Source organism: Kitasatospora sp. MAP12-44 (genome assembly GCF_029892095.1).
Classification (GTDB): domain Bacteria; phylum Actinomycetota; class Actinomycetes; order Streptomycetales; family Streptomycetaceae; genus Kitasatospora.
Map to the genome: position 1 here is coordinate 3460420 of NZ_JARZAE010000004.1, position 15922 is coordinate 3476341.

A 15922-nucleotide genomic window follows, 5' to 3' on the forward strand; every position below is an offset into this window, starting at 1 on the left:
ACCTCCGTTTCCCGAATTACCAGACGTAGGCGAGAACTTCTCCGCCTACGCCCTTCTTGGCGGCCTGCTTGTCGGTGAGGAGACCCGAAGACGTGGAGATGATCGCCACGCCCAGGCCGCCGAGCACCTTCGGCAGGTTGGTGGACTTTGCGTAGACCCGCAGGCCCGGCTTGCTGATGCGCTTGATACCAGCGATCGAGCGCTCGCGGTTGGGGCCGAACTTGAGCTCGATGGTCAGCTTCTTGCCGACCTCGTTCTCCTGCGGCTCCTCGACCTTCCAGCTGGAGATGTAACCCTCCTGCTGCAGGATCTGCGCGACGTGCGACTTGATCTTGCTAGCCGGCATCGCCACGGTGTCGTGGTACGCCGAGTTCGCGTTACGCAGACGCGTGAGCATGTCTGCGATGGGGTCGGTCATGGTCATGATGGCCTCAGGCCTCTCTCGCCGTGGTTTCTCCGCGCCAGGTCCCCCCGTCGCACTCCGAGGAGTGCGACGGGGGCACAGACGCAGGGGACCTGCGGCGTTAGTAAGACTGGGTGCGAGCCTTCCGAAGAAGATCACGAGCAGCTATGGAGCTGCCGCGACAGGGGGCCCGACCCCACTACCTTACGGGATCTCGTACGAGAGCCCAAAAGCAGGTGATGTGGGGTCGGACACCACTGTGTCTCGCGTTGGCGTTACCCGAGGTCCTGGACTACCAGGAGCTCTTGGTGACGCCCGGCAGCTCGCCGCGGTGCGCCATCTCACGGAGGCAGACACGGCACAGGCCGAACTTGCGGTACACCGAGTGCGGACGGCCACAGCGCTGGCAGCGCGTGTAGGCACGGACCGCGAACTTCGGCTTACGAGCGGCCTTCGCGATAAGGGACTTCTTCGCCATGTGCTTACGCCTCCTTGAACGGGAAGCCCAGAGCGCGCAGGAGCGCCCGGCCCTCGTCGTCGGTCTGGGCGGTGGTCACGACGGTGATGTCCATACCGCGCTGACGGTCGACCTTGTCCTGGTCGATCTCGTGGAACATGACCTGCTCGGTCAGACCGAAGGTGTAGTTGCCACGGCCGTCGAACTGCTTCGGGGAGAGACCACGGAAGTCGCGGATACGCGGCAGAGCCAGCGACACCAGACGGTCCAGGAACTCCCACATGCGGTCACCGCGAAGGGTGACGTGGGTGCCGATCGGCTGACCCTCACGCAGCTTGAACTGCGCGATGGACTTGCGAGCCTTCGTCACCGCCGGCTTCTGGCCGGTGATGGCGGTGAGGTCGCGGATGGCACCGTCGATCAGCTTGGAGTCGCGGGCGGCCTCGCCCACACCCATGTTGACCACGACCTTGACCAGGCCGGGGATCAGCATGACGTTCTCGTACGAGAACTCTTCCTTGAGCTGCGGCTTGATCTCGTCGTTGTAACGCGTCTTGAGGCGGGGGGCCACCTTCTCGACGTTCTCGATGGTCGTCTCAGACATCAGATGTCCTCACCGGTTCGCTTGGCAACGCGGATCTTGTTGCCCTCGTCATCGAAGCGGTAACCAACGCGAGTGACGACCTTCTTGCCGTCCTTCTCGACGACCAGCTGCACGTTGGAAACGTGCACCGGGGCCTCGACGGTGATGATGCCACCGGCGGTGCCCTGGCCGGGCTTGGTGTGCTTCTTGACCCGGTTCACACCCTCGACGAGAACCTTGTTGGCCTCGGGCATGGCCTGAATGACCTTGCCCTGCTTGCCGCGGTCCTTGCCGGTGATGACCTGAACCAGGTCACCCTTCTTGATCTTCATGCTGTTCGCCATGGGTTAGAGCACCTCCGGCGCAAGCGAGATGATCTTCATGAACTTCTTGTCGCGCAGCTCGCGGCCCACCGGGCCGAAGATGCGGGTTCCACGGGGGTCACCATCGGTGTTCTTCAGAACAACCGCGGCGTTCTCGTCGAACCGGATGTACGAACCGTCGGGACGACGGCGCGACTTCACGGTGCGGACGATGACGCACTTGACGACGTCACCCTTCTTCACCGAGCCACCGGGGATCGCGTCCTTGACGGTCGCGACAATGACGTCCCCGATACCGGCGTAGCGGCGACCGGAACCACCGAGAACGCGGATGCAAAGGATTTCCTTTGCGCCCGTGTTGTCGGCGACCCGCAGTCGCGACTCCTGCTGGATCACAGCTTTCTCCTGATCGTCAACGAGAGTTGACGGGCCGGCCGCTGCTCACACCGGCGCCCCGCGAGGGGCCCGATGCACATACGGCCGTACCCGGACAACTTCGTTACTTGGCCTTCTCGAGGATCTCGACGACGCGCCAGCGCTTCGTCGCGGACAGCGGACGGGTCTCCGCGAGGAGCACCCGGTCGCCGATGCCGCAGGCGTTCGCCTCGTCGTGCGCCTTCAGCTTGTTCGTACGGCGGATGACCTTGCCGTACAGAGCGTGCTTGACGCGGTCCTCGACGGCGACAACGACGGTCTTGTCCATCTTGTCGCTGACGACGAGACCCTCACGGGTCTTGCGGAAGCCGCGCGCCTCAGTCTCGTTGGTGGTGTTCTCAGTCATCAGGCGTTCTCCACCGTCTCGATGCCCAGCTCGCGCTCGCGCATCAGGGTGTAGATCCGCGCGATGTCCTTACGGACGAGCTTGAGCCGTCCGTGGTTGTCGAGCTGCCCGGTCGCCGCCTGGAAGCGGAGGTTGAACAGCTCCTCCTTGGCCTCGCGCAGCTTGCCAACGAGTCCGTCGTTGTCGAGCTCGCGAAGCTCTGCAGCCTTGGTGCCGGCCGACATCAGCTCTCACCTGCCTCGCGCCGGACAATCCGGCACTTCATCGGGAGCTTGTGAGCAGCGCGGGTGAGCGCCTCACGAGCAACCTTCTCATTGGGGTAGGACAGTTCAAACATGATCCGTCCCGGGTGAACGTTGGCGATCCACCACTCCGGCGAACCCTTACCGGAACCCATGCGGGTCTCGGCAGGCTTCTTGGTGAGGGGACGGTCCGGGTAGATGTTGATCCAGACCTTGCCGCCACGCTTGATGTGACGGGTGACGGCGATACGAGCGGACTCGATCTGCCGGTTCGTCACGTAGGCCGGGGTGACGGCCTGGATGCCGTACTCGCCGAACGCGAGTTCGGTGCCACCCTTGGCAGCGCCGCGGCGCTTCGGGTGGTGCTGCTTGCGGTGCTTGACCCGACGGGGGATCAGCATGTCGGTCAGGCCTCCGTTCCGGTGCTCTCGACAGCCGGCGCCTCGGCGGTCACCTGGGCAGCGCCCTCGGTGTTCGCCGGACGACGGCCGCCACGGGCTGCGCCACCGCGCTCGCCACCACGGCCACCGCGCTCGCCGCCACGCGCGGGGCGGGCGTCGGTGCGGGCCGGGCGGTTGCCCGAGCGGGCAGCAGCGTTCTCAGCGCGGACCTCGGCGATGTTCTTGACATCGCCCTTGTAGATCCAGACCTTCACGCCGATACGGCCGAAGGTCGTCTTGGCCTCGAAGAAGCCGTAGTCGACGTTCGCGCGCAGCGTGTGCAGCGGCACACGACCCTCGCGGTAGAACTCCGAACGGCTCATCTCGGCGCCGCCGAGACGACCGGAGCACTGGACCTTGATGCCCTTGGCGCCGGACTTCATGGTGCCCTGCATGCTCTTACGCATGGCACGGCGGAACGACACGCGGGAGGACAGCTGCTCCGCGACGCCCTGAGCCACGAGCTGGGCGTCCAGCTCGGGGTTCTTGACCTCGAGGATGTTCAGCTGGACCTGCTTGCCGGTCAGCTTCTCGAGGTCGCCGCGGATGCGGTCGGCCTCGGTGCCACGGCGACCGATGACGATGCCGGGGCGGGCGGTGTGGATGTCGACCCGGACGCGGTCGCGGGTGCGCTCGATCTCAACCTTCGAGATACCGGCGCGCTCCATGCCCTTCGTCATCATGCGACGAATGGCAACGTCTTCCTTGACGTAGTCCGAGTACAGCTTGTCGGCGTACCAGCGGGACTTGAAGTCCGTGCTGATGCCGAGGCGGAACCCGTGCGGGTTAACCTTCTGGCCCATTACCGGGTCCCTTCCTTGCTGCTGACGACCACGGTGATGTGGCTGGTCCGCTTGCGGATCCGGTAGGCGCGGCCCTGGGCACGCGGACGGAACCGCTTCAGGGTCGGGCCCTCGTCGACGTACGCCTCGCTGATCACGAGGTCGTCCGCGGGGTTGTGGTTGTAGTTGTGCACGGCGTTGGCAATGGCGCTGTCGAGCACCTTGCCGACCGGCACGGTAGCGGCCTGCGGAGCGAAACGCAGGACCGCCTGGGCCTCCGTGGCGTTCAGGCCACGGATGAGGTCCACCACGCGGCGGGCCTTCATGGGCGTGACGCGGATGTACCGCGCCTGGGCCCTGGCTTCCATGGTTGTCCCCTTGCTGGTGTAAGTCATGAGTCGTTGCTTATCCGCTTGGCGACTAGCGACGCTTCGACTTGCGGTCGTCCTTGACGTGACCGCGGAACGTACGCGTCGGCGCGAACTCGCCGAGCTTGTGGCCGACCATCGACTCGGTGACGAACACCGGGACGTGCTTACGACCATCGTGCACCGCGATCGTGTGACCGAGCATGCTCGGGCTGATCACGGAGCGGCGGGACCAGGTCTTGATGACGTTCTGGGTACCCGCTTCGTTCTGGACGTCCACCTTCTTGATGAGGTGGCCGTCGATGAAGGGGCCCTTCTTGAGACTGCGCGGCATCTGACCTGCTCCTAGCGCTTCTTGTTGGTCTTGCGGCGGCGCACGATGAGGGCGTTCGAGGCCTTGTTCGGCTTACGAGTACGACCCTCCTTCTTGCCCCACGGCGAAACCGGGTGGCGACCACCGGAGGTCTTACCCTCACCACCACCGTGCGGGTGGTCGATCGGGTTCATGGCCACACCACGCACGGTCGGGCGAACGCCCTTCCAGCGCATACGGCCGGCCTTGCCCCAGTTGATGTTCGACTGCTCGGCGTTGCCGACCTCGCCGATGGTGGCGCGGCAACGCGCGTCCACCATGCGGGTCTCGCCGGACGGCATACGCAGGGTCGCGAAGCGCCCCTCACGAGCCAGCAGCTGAATACCGGCGCCGGCGGAGCGGGCCATCTTGGCACCGCCGCCCGGACGCAGCTCCACAGCGTGGATGACGGTACCGACGGGGATGTTGCGCAGCGGCAGGTTGTTGCCCGGCTTGATGTCGGCCGCGGGGCCGTTCTCAATACGGTCACCCTGCGACAGCTTCGCGGGGGCGATGATGTAGCGCTTCTCGCCGTCCGCGTAGTGCAGCAGCGCGATGCGCGCGGTGCGGTTGGGGTCGTACTCGATGTGCGCGACCTTGGCCGGCACGCCGTCCTTGTCGTGACGACGGAAGTCGATCACGCGGTAGGCGCGCTTGTGTCCGCCACCCTGGTGGCGAGCGGTGATACGACCGGCGTTGTTACGGCCGCCCTTGCTGTGCAGGGGGCGAACCAGCGACTTCTCCGGCGTGGACCGCGTGATCTCTACGAAGTCGGCCACGCTGGAGCCACGACGGCCCGGCGTAGTCGGCTTGTACTTGCGGATGCCCATTTGGCTCTCTCGTCCTCGTCCTTATCGACGGCACGATCTCCGTTAGGAGACCGGACCACCGAAGATGTCGATGCGGTTGCCCTCAGCCAGCGTCACGATGGCGCGCTTGGTGTCCTTGCGCTTGCCAAAGCCCGTCTTGGAGCGCTTGCGCTTGCCCTGACGGTTGAGCGTGTTGACGGACTCGACCTTGACCGAGAAGACCGCCTCGACGGCCTGCTTGATCTGGGTCTTGTTGGCACCCGGCGACACGACGAACGTGTACTTGTTCTCGTCGAGGAGCGAGTAGCTCTTCTCCGAGATGACCGGCTTCACCAAGATGTCACGGGGGTCCGTGAACGTCTTGCTCGTGATCTCTGCAGCCATCAGGCGGCGCTCCCTTCGAGCTCGCCCTCAGCAGCCACAGCCTTGGCGGACGCGGCGGGACCCGCCACGAAACGCTCGAAGGCGGCCTGGGTGAAGACCACGTCGTCGGAGACGAGCACGTCGTAGGTGTTCAGCTGACCGGCGTCCAGGATGTGGACGTTCGGCAGGTTGCGGGCGCTCTTCAGACCCAGCTCGTCGGCACGCTCGACGACGAGGAGGATGTTCTTGCGCTCGGTGATCTTGCCGAACAGGCCCTTGGCAGCCTTGGTCGACGGCGCCTCGGTCGCGGTCACGCCAGTGATGACGTGGATGCGGTCGTGACGGGCCCGGTCGGTGAGCGCGCCACGCAGAGCGGCGGCGATCATCTTCTTGGGGGTCCGCTGCGAGTAGTCACGCGGCTTCGGGCCGTGGACAACGCCACCGCCGGCGAACTGCGGAGCGCGGGTCGAGCCCTGACGGGCGCGGCCGGTGCCCTTCTGGCGGTACGGCTTGCGGCCGCCGCCTCGGACCTCGCCACGACGCTTGGTCGAGTGCGTACCCTGACGGGCGCCGGCGAGCTGAGCGACGACGACCTGGTGCATCAGCGGAACGCTGACCTTGGCGTCGAAGATCTCAGCCGGCAGCTCAAGGGTGCCGGTCTTGTCGCCCGCGGGCGACAGGATGTCAATGGTGCTCATATCCTCACAGCCCCTTCGCCGCGGTGCGGACGAGGATGAGGCCGCCGTTCGGACCGGGGATTGCGCCCTTGATCAGGAGCAGCCCCTTCTCCGCGTCAACGGCGTGGATGGTCAGGTTCTGGGTGGTCACGCGCTCGTGGCCCATCCGGCCGGCCATCTTCATGCCCTTGAACACGCGACCCGGGGTGGCGCAGCCACCGATCGAGCCGGGCGAACGGTGCTTGCGCTGCACGCCGTGACCGGCGCCGAGGCCCTTGAAGTTGTGACGCTTCATGACACCGGCGAAGCCCTTGCCCTTGGAGGTGCCGGTCACGTCGACCTTGACACCCGCCTCGAACAGCTCAGCGGTGATCTCCTGGCCCAGCGTGTACTCGGACGCGTCCGAGGTACGCAGCTCGACCAGGTGGCGGCGCGGGGTGACACCGGCCTTGGCGAAGTGACCCGCGAGGGGCTTGTTCACCTTGCGGGGGTCGATCTCGCCGAAGCCGATCTGCACGGCGTCGTAGCCGGTGCCATCAGCGGTGTGGATCTGGGTCACGACATTCGGCCCGGCCTTGACGACGGTCACCGGAACAATCCGGTTGTTCTCGTCCCAGACCTGGGTCATGCCGAGCTTCTCGCCCAGGATGCCCTTAATCTGCTTTGCCATCTTCGTCGCGCCTCTCAGAGCTTGATCTCGATGTCGACGCCGGCCGGAAGGTCGAGGCGCATCAGCGAGTCAACGGTCTTCGGGGTCGGGTCGAGGATGTCGATCAGACGCTTGTGGGTGCGCATCTCGAAGTGCTCGCGCGAGTCCTTGTACTTGTGCGGCGAGCGGATGACGCAGTAGACGTTCTTCTCAGTGGGCAGCGGCACCGGGCCCGCGACCTGCGCACCAGTGCGAATGACGGTCTCGACGATCTTCTTCGCCGAGGAGTCAATCACCTCGTGGTCGTAGGCCTTGAGCCGGATGCGGATCTTCTGTCCCGCCATGGCTACTAGTAGTCCTTTTGTCCGTGTCGCCTCTACGGCCGGCTTCATCCGCTGGTGGATTGGGTCCGGTGGCACCCCTGGGTGGTTACCCTCCGACCCACGCGGTCGGGCGTGTCGCGCCCTCGCTTGCAAAAAGCCAAAGGGCCAGTCTCTTTCGAGGCGGCCTTTTCGGTGTTCTGCGGGATCGGCAGGCATTGCACCCACCAGGTACCGGGTCGAGGCCCCGCCCACGCTTCCCGGAAGATTCCCGTACGTCCGCCCCGCAGCTGCCGCGGTGTCGCTTACACACCACTGCGTTCACACAAAGCACGTGAACACATGAACGGCCATCACGGGAACGACGAGTACTTGGGACTCGCTTCCAGTCCTCCCGGCGGGAGGCGCGTAGCATCGGCACTCAACCGAGCAACTGGGACAGTCTGCCACACCAGATGGCGTAGAAGCCAATCGGAGCAGTCCCGACCAGCGCATCCCCATACGACGCACGGCTGCCCGAACGGTCCCTCTGCGCGCACCTCCTGCGCGAGCCCTCATGGGGTGCGGGTAGCCTTCGGTTCGAACTGATTCGGAAATGGACCTCAGCATCTCACCGAGGGACCGGACTTGATCCCAGGTGCTGATGCCCGCTCGACCACACTCCGGCCGCGGACTCCGAGCCGCCCACCTGGCCAACCGACAGAACAGACCAGAGAGCCCTCGGAGAGGTAAGGGGAGGCGAGCACCATGAGTACATCAGGTTTCCGCCAACGTCTTTTCAACGTACCGACGTTGGCGAGCAGCTGGTCGCGGGAGAACGGGTTCGGGCTGCTGCGCCTGCTGCTCGCCATCTCCGTGATCGCCTCGCACTCCTTCCCCCTGGGCTACGGGAAGGCCGACCTCGGTGTCGGCATCTCGCACAACCAGACCAACGTCGGCGCGCTGGCCGTCGCCGGCTTCTTCGTGCTCTCCGGCCTCCTTATCACCCGCAGCGGGATGCGCCTGACCACCGGCCGCTTCCTGTGGCACCGGGCGCTTCGCCTGCTGCCCGGGCTCTGGGTCTGCCTCTTCCTGACCGCCTTCGTGATGGCACCGCTGGTCGCGATCCACGAGAAGCAGTCGCTGTCCGCCCTCTTCTCCAGCCCGACGGGCCCGTGGAGCTACCTGCGGGCCAACTGGGCCGAGGGCTCCACCCAGTACGGCATCGCCAACCTGCTCGGCCACGTGCCGCACGCCGGCGCCTTCAACGGCTCGCTGTGGACGCTGCGTTACGAGATGGCGGGCTACCTCAGCGTCGGCTTCCTGGCCGCCGCGGCCGTGTTGCGCCGGGCGCGCTGGGTGGTCGTCCTGCTGATGGCCTGGGCCTACTACATCCTGGTCAGCACCGCGCTCACGTTCCCGCACCTGCGGATGACGACATACGCGCCGCTGCACGGGTTGGTCAGCTACTCGCTGCCGCTGCTCGGGCCGCTGTCCTCGGACTACCTGGTCCCGATGCTCTTCATGTTCGGCCTGGGCACCCTCGCCGAGCTCTTCCGCGACCGGCTGCCGATCAGCGGCGTCCTGGCCGCGGTCGCGCTCGCCGTCTTCGCCGGCACCCTGCACTACGGCGGCTTCGCGCTGTTCGGAATGCCCGCGCTGGCCTACCTGCTGATCTTCGCGGCGATGCGGATGCCCGCACCGCTGAACAAGATCGGCAGCAAGCGCGACTACTCGTACGGCCTCTACATCTACGCCTTCGTCGTCCAGCAGGGACTCGCCGAGCTGCACTTCGCCCGGTGGGGCGTGGTCCCGTTCTTCCTGCTGAGCCTGGCCGGCTCGCTCGTCCTGGCAGCCCTGTCCTGGCACCTGGTGGAGCAGCCCGCGCTGCGCCTGAAGAACCTCGGCCTCGCGCGGCGTCCGGCTCGTCGCAGCACTACGCCGGTCGGGGTGGAAGGCGCTGGCGCACCCGTGCGCTCAGGCGATAATGAGCCGCTTCGTACATAGAGTGCAGTCGCCGGACTGAGATTCGCACGGCAGGAAGACCAGTTGACCGCAGAGTCGCCGACTCCGTTTAAGAAAGCCACAAAGTGATAACGTTCTTCAGGGCCATGATCTCCTGGCCTGCACGGAGCCGACGCCGTCTGTGGGTCAGCGCTTTCCTGATGTTCTTCGCGCTCGGGGGAGCCTGGTCGATCGGCACCCCGCTGATGGCCGCACCGGACGAGCCCGCACACGCGATCCACGCGGCCGCCGTGGTCCGGGGGGAGTTCAGCGGGACCGAGAAGATGCAGCAGCTCACCGTCGCCAACGTCGACACCACCTGGGCCGTCCAGCAGGTCAAGGTCCCCAGCTGGTACGGGCTGCTGAACGGCTACACCGACTGCATCCCGCACCACGCGGCCACCGAATGCGAGTCGGCTCTGCGGGTGAAGCCCGCACCCACCGGGACGACCCTCACCACCACGAGCGCGGGGCGCTACAACCCGCTCTACTACATCGCCGTCGGCTGGCCCAGCCTGTTCGTTAACGGCCCCGTCGGTGTCTACCTGATGCGCCTGATCTCGGCCGCACTCGCCGCGATGCTGCTGGCCAGCGCCCTGGTCACCGCCGCCGAGTCGCGGCGCCCGGCACTGGCGCAGCTGAGCGTGCTGGCCGCCGCGACGCCGATGGTGCTGTTCCTCAACGGGGTGGTCAACCCCAACGGCCTGGAGAACTCGGCCGCGCTGCTCTGCTGGACGGCGACGCTGGCCGTCCTGATGGATCCCAGACCCGATCTGCTGCGGCGCCGGCTGGCCCGGATCGCCATCCCGGCGATCATCCTGCTGGAGATCCGCCCGCTCGGACTGCTGTGGATCGCCGGCATCGCGTTCTTCGGGCTGGTGGCGGCCGAGGGCGGCGCGGTGCGCGCGGTGCTGCGTGAGCGGGCCTCCTGGTGGTGGACCGGCGGCATCGGGCTCGCGCTGGTGACCGCGGAGATCTGGACCCGGATGCACCCCGACCACTCGACGATCAAGGCCTCCTCGTCGCTCGCGTTCGCGCCCGCGGCGAAGCACACCTTCCTGTCGACCGGCGACTACCTCCAGCAGATGATCGGCAACTTCGGCTGGCTCGACGTCAGCGCGCCGTTCCTCAGCATCGCCTTCTGGATCGGCGGCGTACTGCTGCTCGTCCTGCTCGCGATGACCTGCGCGAGGTGGCGGGACATCCTGAGCCTGGCCTGCCTGGGGACGACCATCGTGCTGCTGCCGATCTTCGCCCAGGGCCTGGAGGCCCACTCGGTCGGGATGATCTGGCAGGGCCGCTACCTGCTCCCCTACGCGGTGGGACTCCCCATACTCGCCACCGCGGTGATCGTCAGGCGCTCCCCCGGCGCCGGTCTGCTCCGCCCCCGCCTGTTCCTGCTGCTCGGCTCGATGCTGGCGGCGGCGCAGTTCTTCGCGTTCGTCTGGACGCTGCGCAACTACACCGTCGGCGAGGACGGCTCGCTGCTGATGATGAGCGCGCACTGGAGCCCGCCGGGGACCTGGATGCTGTGGGTCTGCGTCAGCGGCCTCGGCTGCCTGGCAACCCTGTGGCTGCTCCTGGCGCACTGCGGCGAGCGGGTCAGCACCACCGACGACGGAGCCGCGGACACACCCGGCGGCGCCTCCGCCTTCGGCGACAAGCTGATCACTGCCTAGGCACCGTCAGAACAGCGGCAGCGAGCGGCCCGGTGAGGCGAACCCCACCGGGCCGCTCGCTGCGCGTGTCCCGTGACAACTTCGGAGGATGCGTTCACTTGCCCGGCATGACAGGCCCGCGGTCGTGGCCTTCCCTGGCCGATAAGCTCTCAGCGAGACAGAACGGGTTCGGCCTGCTGCGACTGCTGCTCTCGCTGGCCGTCGTCGTCGCGCACGGGCGGCAGATCGGCTTCGGGCTCAGCTCACCGCTCTACGAGCCGAGCCACCACCAGGTCGGCCTGGGAGACCTCGCCGTCTGCGGATTCTTCGCCCTCTCCGGGCTGCTGATCACCCGGAGCGCGATGCGAATCAATCTTCGCCGCTTCCTGTGGCACCGCATGGTGCGCATCCTTCCCGGCTTCTGGGCCTGCCTGCTGGTGACGGTCTTCATCGCCGGGCCCATCCTGGCGAGGCACGACGGCATCCCGCTCCACAGGTACCTCCACGACCCCAGCGGGCCCTGGGCCTACCTCCAGGCCAACTGGTCGCTCAGCTGGGGCCAGGCGGGAATCTCCGGGATCCTCGCGCACGTGCCCATCCCCGGAGAGATCAACGGGTCGATCTGGTCACTCCGCCTGGAGATGCTCTGCTACCTCGCGGTGGCCGCGCTGGCAGCCACCGAGGTGTTGCGGCGCAACCGCGCCGTCGTCCTGCTGCTGGTGCTCGGCGGCTGGCTCTACCTCTGGACGATCGTGGCCGGCGCCCCGCAGCTGCGGTCGTACATCTACGCACCCACGCCGGACAACTGGACCCTGCCGTTCCTGGGCGCCATCAGCCTGAGCCAGCTGCTGCCGCTGATGGTGATCTTCGGTCTCGGCGCCCTGGCCCAGCTCTACCGCGAGCAGCTGCCGGTGCACGGCTCGCTTGCCCTGGTCAGTGCCGCGCTGTGCGTGGGGACGTTCCACTACGGCGGCTTCACCGTGGTCGGGATCCCCGCCTTCGTCTACCTGGTCATCTGGTGCGGCGTGAGTACTCCGCGTCCGCTGACCCGGATCGGCTCGAAGGTCGACCTCTCGTACGGGCTGTACATCTACTCCTTCATCGTCGAGCAGGGGCTGGTGGCGTTCCACGGCAACCGGTGGGGCCTGCTGCCCTACCTCGCCATCGCGTTCACGGTCTCACTGGGCGCCGCGGCCTGCTCGTGGCACCTGGTCGAGCGTCCTGCGCTCCGGTGGAAGGACCGGACGCTGGGCGAGCTCCTCCCGCCGTTCCTGCGGGGGCGTCCGGCCGCGCACGGCCCCGCCATGGATGGCGCCGCGCCGGCCGTCGTGCCCGCACCGGCGGCCCGCGAGTCGGTGGAATCCGGAGCCGCTAACAGGCACCGGCGTACCTCGCTCTGAAGTGGTTCGGGTGTTCGGCTGTAGTCTGCTCGGGCCGTCTCAGGCACAATCTCGCGCGGCCCGGTGCGCCAACACACCGGTTGTCCGTCTCCGATGCTCCATCGATAGGGTCCCTCCACATGCGTATCCTCGTCACCGGCGGTGCCGGATTCATCGGCTCCGAGTTCGTGAGGTCGTTGCTGTCCCCCGGGACCACCGACATCCGGATCACCGTGCTGGACAAGCTGACGTACTCCGGCGTCGAGGCGAACCTCGCGCCGGTCGCTCAGCATCCCGGCTACAGCTTCGTCAAGGGCGACATCTGCGACGCCGACCTGGTCGACCAGGTGATGGCCGGGCACGACGCCGTGGTGCACTTCGCGGCCGAGTCGCACGTGGACCGTTCGATCGCGGGCGCCGGGCCCTTCGTGCTGACCAACGTGGTCGGCACCCAGGTGCTGCTGGACGCCGCCCGCAAGCACGGCGTCGGCCGGTTCGTCCACGTGTCCACCGACGAGGTGTACGGCTCGATCGAGAGCGGCTCCTGGACCGAGGAGTGGCCGCTCTCCCCGAACTCGCCGTACTCCGCCTCCAAGGCCTCCTCCGACCTGCTGGCGCTCGCCTACCACCGCACCCACAAGATGGACGTGGTGGTCACCCGGTGCTCCAACAACTACGGGTACTACCAGTTCCCGGAGAAGGTCATCCCGCTGTTCACCACCAACCTGATCGACGGCAAGCACGTGCCGCTGTACGGCAACGGTGGCAACATCCGGGACTGGCTGCACGTCTCCGACCACTGCCGCGGGATCGACCTGGTGCTGCGCGGCGGCCGGGCCGGCGAGGTCTACAACATCGGCGGCGGCACCGAGGTCACCAACAAGGAGCTCACCGGGCTGCTGCTGGACGCCGCGGGTGTCGGCTGGGACATGGTGGACCACGTCGCTGACCGCAAGGGCCACGACCTGCGCTACTCGATCGACATCAGCAAGATCGGCAACGAGCTCGGCTACGCGCCGCAGGTCTCCTTCGCCGACGGCCTGGCGAGCACGATCGCCTGGTACCGCGACAACCGCGCCTGGTGGGAGCCGCTGAAGTCGAAGGCCGAGCTGAGCGCATGAGCAGCTGGCTGGTCACCGGGGCCGCGGGGATGCTCGGCCAGGATCTGCTGGCCGTCCTGCGGGCCCGTCCGGACATCAAGGTCACGGGTCTCGCCCGGGCCGAGCTGGACATCACCGACCCAGCCGCGGTCCGGTCGGCGGTGGCCGGCCACGACGTGGTCGTGAACGCGGCCGCCTGGACGAATGTCGACAGCGCCGAGGAGTCCGAGGCCGCCGCGACCGCGATCAACGGCGCGGGGGTCCGCAATCTGGCCGCCGCCTGCGCCGAGCACCGCGCCGTGCTGCTGCACGTCTCCACCGACTACGTGCTGCCGGGGAACGCCACCGAGCCGTACCCGGAGGACGCCGCGACGGGCCCGCTGAACGCCTACGGACGCAGCAAGCTGGTGGGCGAGAGCGCCGTCGCCGAGCTGCTTCCCGAGCTGGGCTATGTGGTGCGCACCGCCTGGCTGTACGGCGAGCACGGCCCCAACTTCGTCGCCACGATGCTGAAGCTCGCGGCCGTGCGGGAGACCGTCGACGTGGTCGAGGACCAGCTGGGTCAGCCGACCTGGTCGTACGCCCTGGCCGAGCGGCTGGTCGCCCTCGGTGACCGGGCGCTGGCCGGCGCGGCCCCCGCGGGGGTCTACCACGGCACCGCCGCCGGCAGCACCAGCTGGTTCGGGCTGGCGCGAGCCGCCTACGAGCTGGCCGGCCTCGACCCGCAGCGGATCCGGCCGACCACGGCGGCGGCGTTCGCCCGACCGGCCGCTCGCCCCGCCTTCAGTGTTCTCGGTCACGAACGCTGGGCCGAGGCCGGACTCGCTCCCATGCCTGCCTGGCAGACCCTGCTGCGCCAGGCCCTGGAACAGCCGGTGTTCGCTCAACTGGCCGCAGAAGCACAGCCCGTAACGGGCGGGTAGACCGGACACGAACGCCTGGATGTGGGGCACAGGCCAGCGACCCCACGTCCAGGTGTTCGGCCTGAGTGCCTTATGGTGTTCTCACACTGGGCCCCGTTTGCAGGTCGAAAGGCTCTCCTTCCGTGCAACTCTCCACCTTGACCTCGATCACCGGTCTGCTGGTGCTCGGGTACATCCTCGAGTTGCTGCGCCGTCAGCAACTTCGAGAGAAGTACGCGGCGATCTGGCTTGCCATCGGCATAGTCGTCGCCCCTCTCGGATTCATCCCCGACCTGCTCGACTCCACCGCCAAGAGGCTGGGTGTCCAGTCGGGCGCCAGTCTGGTCCTCTTCGCCGGTTTCGTGCTGATCCTGCTGGTGAGCCTGCACCTCAGCTGGGAGGCCAGCCGGCTGGAGGCAGAGACCAGGACCCTCGCCGAAGACGTCGCACTGATCCGCGCTCACCTCGTGCAGCAGGGCGGATATCCCATACCGCTGTCCCGCCCGGCTGACGACGCCGCAGCTGCCGAACCAGAGGTGCTCTCGTGAGCCACACCCGACGGGTTCTCATCATCCTGCCCGCCTGGAACGAGGAAGAGGGCCTGCCCTCCGTTCTGCGCGAGATCCAGGAACACCTGCCGTACGTGGACACCCTGGTCGTGGACGACGGCTCCTCGGACAACACCGCGGCCGTCGCCGAGGCGGCCGGCTCCGCGGTGGCCCGACTGCCGTTCAACCTCGGTGTCGGCGGAGCGATGCGCTGCGGCTACCGCTACGCCGCCCTGCACGGTTACGACGTCGCGATCCAGGTCGACGCGGACGGGCAGCACGACCCCGCCTACGTCCCCGTCCTGCTCGCCCAGCTGGAGAAGGGCGAGGCCGACCTGGTGGTCGGCGCCCGCTTCGCCGGCACCGGCGACTACGAGGTGCGCGGCCCGCGCAAGTGGGCGATGAAGCTGCTCTCCGGCGTGCTGTCGAAGATAACCGGCACGCGGCTGACCGACACCACGTCAGGTTTCCGTGCCTGCAACAAGCCGCTGATCGAGTTCTTCTCCCGCTGGTACCCGGTCGAGTACCTCGGCGACACCATCGAGAGCATGGTCGGCGCGGCCCGCGTCGGCTTCACCATCCGGCAGGTGCCCGTGGCGATGCGCGCCCGCACCACCGGCCGTCCCAGCGCGTCCCCGTTCCGGGCGATGGTCTACCTGACCCGGGCGGGCCTGGTGCTCCTGCTCGCCATGATCCGCCGGATGCCGAAGAGCCTTCGCGAGCTGGCCCCCGGGTCACCCTCCTACGACGCGTTCGCTTCGCAGATCCGTTCCCAGCAGCAACAGCTCCCCGTCAAGGCCTAG

The 15922-nt window shown here is 67.4% G+C and carries 23 protein-coding genes; 7 read left to right on the plus strand and 16 right to left on the minus strand.

From position 1 onward, the window contains the following. Positions 1 to 16: 16 nt before the first annotated feature. The 16 genes from rpsH to rpsJ all read right to left on the minus strand — a co-directional run bounded on the left by rpsH (position 17) and on the right by rpsJ (position 7573). Positions 17 to 424 carry a 30S ribosomal protein S8 gene (gene rpsH / locus P3T34_RS16075; RefSeq protein WP_280666722.1) on the minus strand — a complete coding sequence of 136 codons (408 nt, stop codon included), beginning with the start codon at positions 422 to 424 and terminating at the stop codon, positions 17 to 19. Between the two features lie 271 nt (positions 425 to 695). Beyond that, entirely contained in the window at positions 696 to 881 is a 186-nt protein-coding gene (locus tag P3T34_RS16080; RefSeq protein ID WP_035800856.1) for a type Z 30S ribosomal protein S14, read from the minus strand. Between the two features lie 4 nt (positions 882 to 885). Next, positions 886 to 1464 (minus strand): 50S ribosomal protein L5, encoded by a 579-nt coding sequence (gene rplE, locus P3T34_RS16085; RefSeq protein ID WP_280666723.1) that lies wholly within the window; start codon positions 1462 to 1464, stop codon positions 886 to 888. Next, positions 1464 to 1775, minus strand: coding sequence for a 50S ribosomal protein L24 (rplX, locus tag P3T34_RS16090; RefSeq protein WP_280672141.1), 312 nt, complete (start codon positions 1773 to 1775; stop codon positions 1464 to 1466). Before rplX ends, rplE begins: the two co-directional genes overlap by 1 nt. Before the next feature lie 15 nt (positions 1776 to 1790). Beyond that, positions 1791 to 2162: a 50S ribosomal protein L14 gene (rplN, locus tag P3T34_RS16095; RefSeq protein WP_035800854.1), complete on the minus strand. Its 372-nt coding sequence runs from the start codon at positions 2160 to 2162 to the stop codon at positions 1791 to 1793. A 103-nt stretch (positions 2163 to 2265) separates the two neighbouring features. After that, positions 2266 to 2547 (minus strand): 30S ribosomal protein S17, encoded by a 282-nt coding sequence (gene rpsQ / locus P3T34_RS16100; RefSeq protein WP_035800852.1) that lies wholly within the window; start codon positions 2545 to 2547, stop codon positions 2266 to 2268. Beyond that, positions 2547 to 2771 (minus strand): 50S ribosomal protein L29, encoded by a 225-nt coding sequence (gene rpmC, locus P3T34_RS16105; protein WP_280666724.1) that lies wholly within the window; start codon positions 2769 to 2771, stop codon positions 2547 to 2549. Before rpmC ends, rpsQ begins: the two co-directional genes overlap by 1 nt. Then, positions 2771 to 3190, minus strand: a complete 420-nt coding sequence (gene rplP / locus P3T34_RS16110) for a 50S ribosomal protein L16 (protein WP_057231329.1) — start codon at positions 3188 to 3190, stop codon at positions 2771 to 2773. Before rplP ends, rpmC begins: the two co-directional genes overlap by 1 nt. 5 nt (positions 3191 to 3195) lie before the next feature. Further along, the gene (gene rpsC / locus P3T34_RS16115) at positions 3196 to 4032 is read right to left on the minus strand and encodes a 30S ribosomal protein S3 (protein WP_035800847.1); all 837 of its coding nucleotides are present in this window, start codon (positions 4030 to 4032) and stop codon (positions 3196 to 3198) included. Further along, the gene (rplV, locus tag P3T34_RS16120; protein ID WP_280666725.1) at positions 4032 to 4379 is read right to left on the minus strand and encodes a 50S ribosomal protein L22; all 348 of its coding nucleotides are present in this window, start codon (positions 4377 to 4379) and stop codon (positions 4032 to 4034) included. Before rplV ends, rpsC begins: the two co-directional genes overlap by 1 nt. A gap of 52 nt (positions 4380 to 4431) precedes the next feature. Further along, positions 4432 to 4713 (minus strand): 30S ribosomal protein S19, encoded by a 282-nt coding sequence (gene rpsS / locus P3T34_RS16125; RefSeq protein ID WP_030232469.1) that lies wholly within the window; start codon positions 4711 to 4713, stop codon positions 4432 to 4434. Positions 4714 to 4724: 11 nt separating this feature from the next. After that, entirely contained in the window at positions 4725 to 5561 is an 837-nt protein-coding gene (gene rplB / locus P3T34_RS16130) for a 50S ribosomal protein L2 (RefSeq protein ID WP_280666726.1), read from the minus strand. 42 nt (positions 5562 to 5603) lie between these two features. Next, complete coding sequence (gene rplW / locus P3T34_RS16135; protein WP_280672143.1) at positions 5604 to 5927, minus strand: 50S ribosomal protein L23; 324 nt, start codon at positions 5925 to 5927, stop codon at positions 5604 to 5606. Continuing rightward, the gene (gene rplD, locus P3T34_RS16140) at positions 5924 to 6601 is read right to left on the minus strand and encodes a 50S ribosomal protein L4 (protein ID WP_280666727.1); all 678 of its coding nucleotides are present in this window, start codon (positions 6599 to 6601) and stop codon (positions 5924 to 5926) included. The genes rplW and rplD overlap by 4 nt, the downstream gene beginning before the upstream one ends. 4 nt (positions 6602 to 6605) lie before the next feature. Beyond that, the gene (gene rplC / locus P3T34_RS16145; RefSeq protein WP_035800835.1) at positions 6606 to 7250 is read right to left on the minus strand and encodes a 50S ribosomal protein L3; all 645 of its coding nucleotides are present in this window, start codon (positions 7248 to 7250) and stop codon (positions 6606 to 6608) included. Positions 7251 to 7264: 14 nt separating this feature from the next. After that, positions 7265 to 7573, minus strand: coding sequence for a 30S ribosomal protein S10 (gene rpsJ, locus P3T34_RS16150; protein ID WP_012785157.1), 309 nt, complete (start codon positions 7571 to 7573; stop codon positions 7265 to 7267). 723 nt (positions 7574 to 8296) lie between these two features. Here rpsJ and P3T34_RS16155 point away from each other — a divergent pair. The 7 genes from P3T34_RS16155 to P3T34_RS16185 all read left to right on the plus strand — a co-directional run bounded on the left by P3T34_RS16155 (position 8297) and on the right by P3T34_RS16185 (position 15922). Then, on the plus strand, positions 8297 to 9535 hold the full coding sequence (locus P3T34_RS16155; protein WP_280666728.1) for an acyltransferase: 1239 nt from the start codon (positions 8297 to 8299) through the stop codon (positions 9533 to 9535). Between the two features lie 158 nt (positions 9536 to 9693). Next, positions 9694 to 11211 carry a DUF2142 domain-containing protein gene (locus P3T34_RS16160; RefSeq protein WP_280666729.1) on the plus strand — a complete coding sequence of 506 codons (1518 nt, stop codon included), beginning with the start codon at positions 9694 to 9696 and terminating at the stop codon, positions 11209 to 11211. A gap of 107 nt (positions 11212 to 11318) precedes the next feature. Further along, positions 11319 to 12590 carry an acyltransferase gene (locus P3T34_RS16165; RefSeq protein WP_280666730.1) on the plus strand — a complete coding sequence of 424 codons (1272 nt, stop codon included), beginning with the start codon at positions 11319 to 11321 and terminating at the stop codon, positions 12588 to 12590. Positions 12591 to 12709: 119 nt separating this feature from the next. Further along, on the plus strand, positions 12710 to 13690 hold the full coding sequence (gene rfbB, locus P3T34_RS16170) for a dTDP-glucose 4,6-dehydratase (protein WP_280666731.1): 981 nt from the start codon (positions 12710 to 12712) through the stop codon (positions 13688 to 13690). Then, complete coding sequence (gene rfbD / locus P3T34_RS16175; RefSeq protein WP_280666732.1) at positions 13687 to 14592, plus strand: dTDP-4-dehydrorhamnose reductase; 906 nt, start codon at positions 13687 to 13689, stop codon at positions 14590 to 14592. Before rfbB ends, rfbD begins: the two co-directional genes overlap by 4 nt. Positions 14593 to 14714: 122 nt before the next feature. Beyond that, positions 14715 to 15119, plus strand: a complete 405-nt coding sequence (locus P3T34_RS16180) for a DUF2304 domain-containing protein (protein WP_280666733.1) — start codon at positions 14715 to 14717, stop codon at positions 15117 to 15119. Further along, entirely contained in the window at positions 15116 to 15922 is an 807-nt protein-coding gene (locus P3T34_RS16185) for a glycosyltransferase family 2 protein (RefSeq protein WP_280666734.1), read from the plus strand. Before P3T34_RS16180 ends, P3T34_RS16185 begins: the two co-directional genes overlap by 4 nt.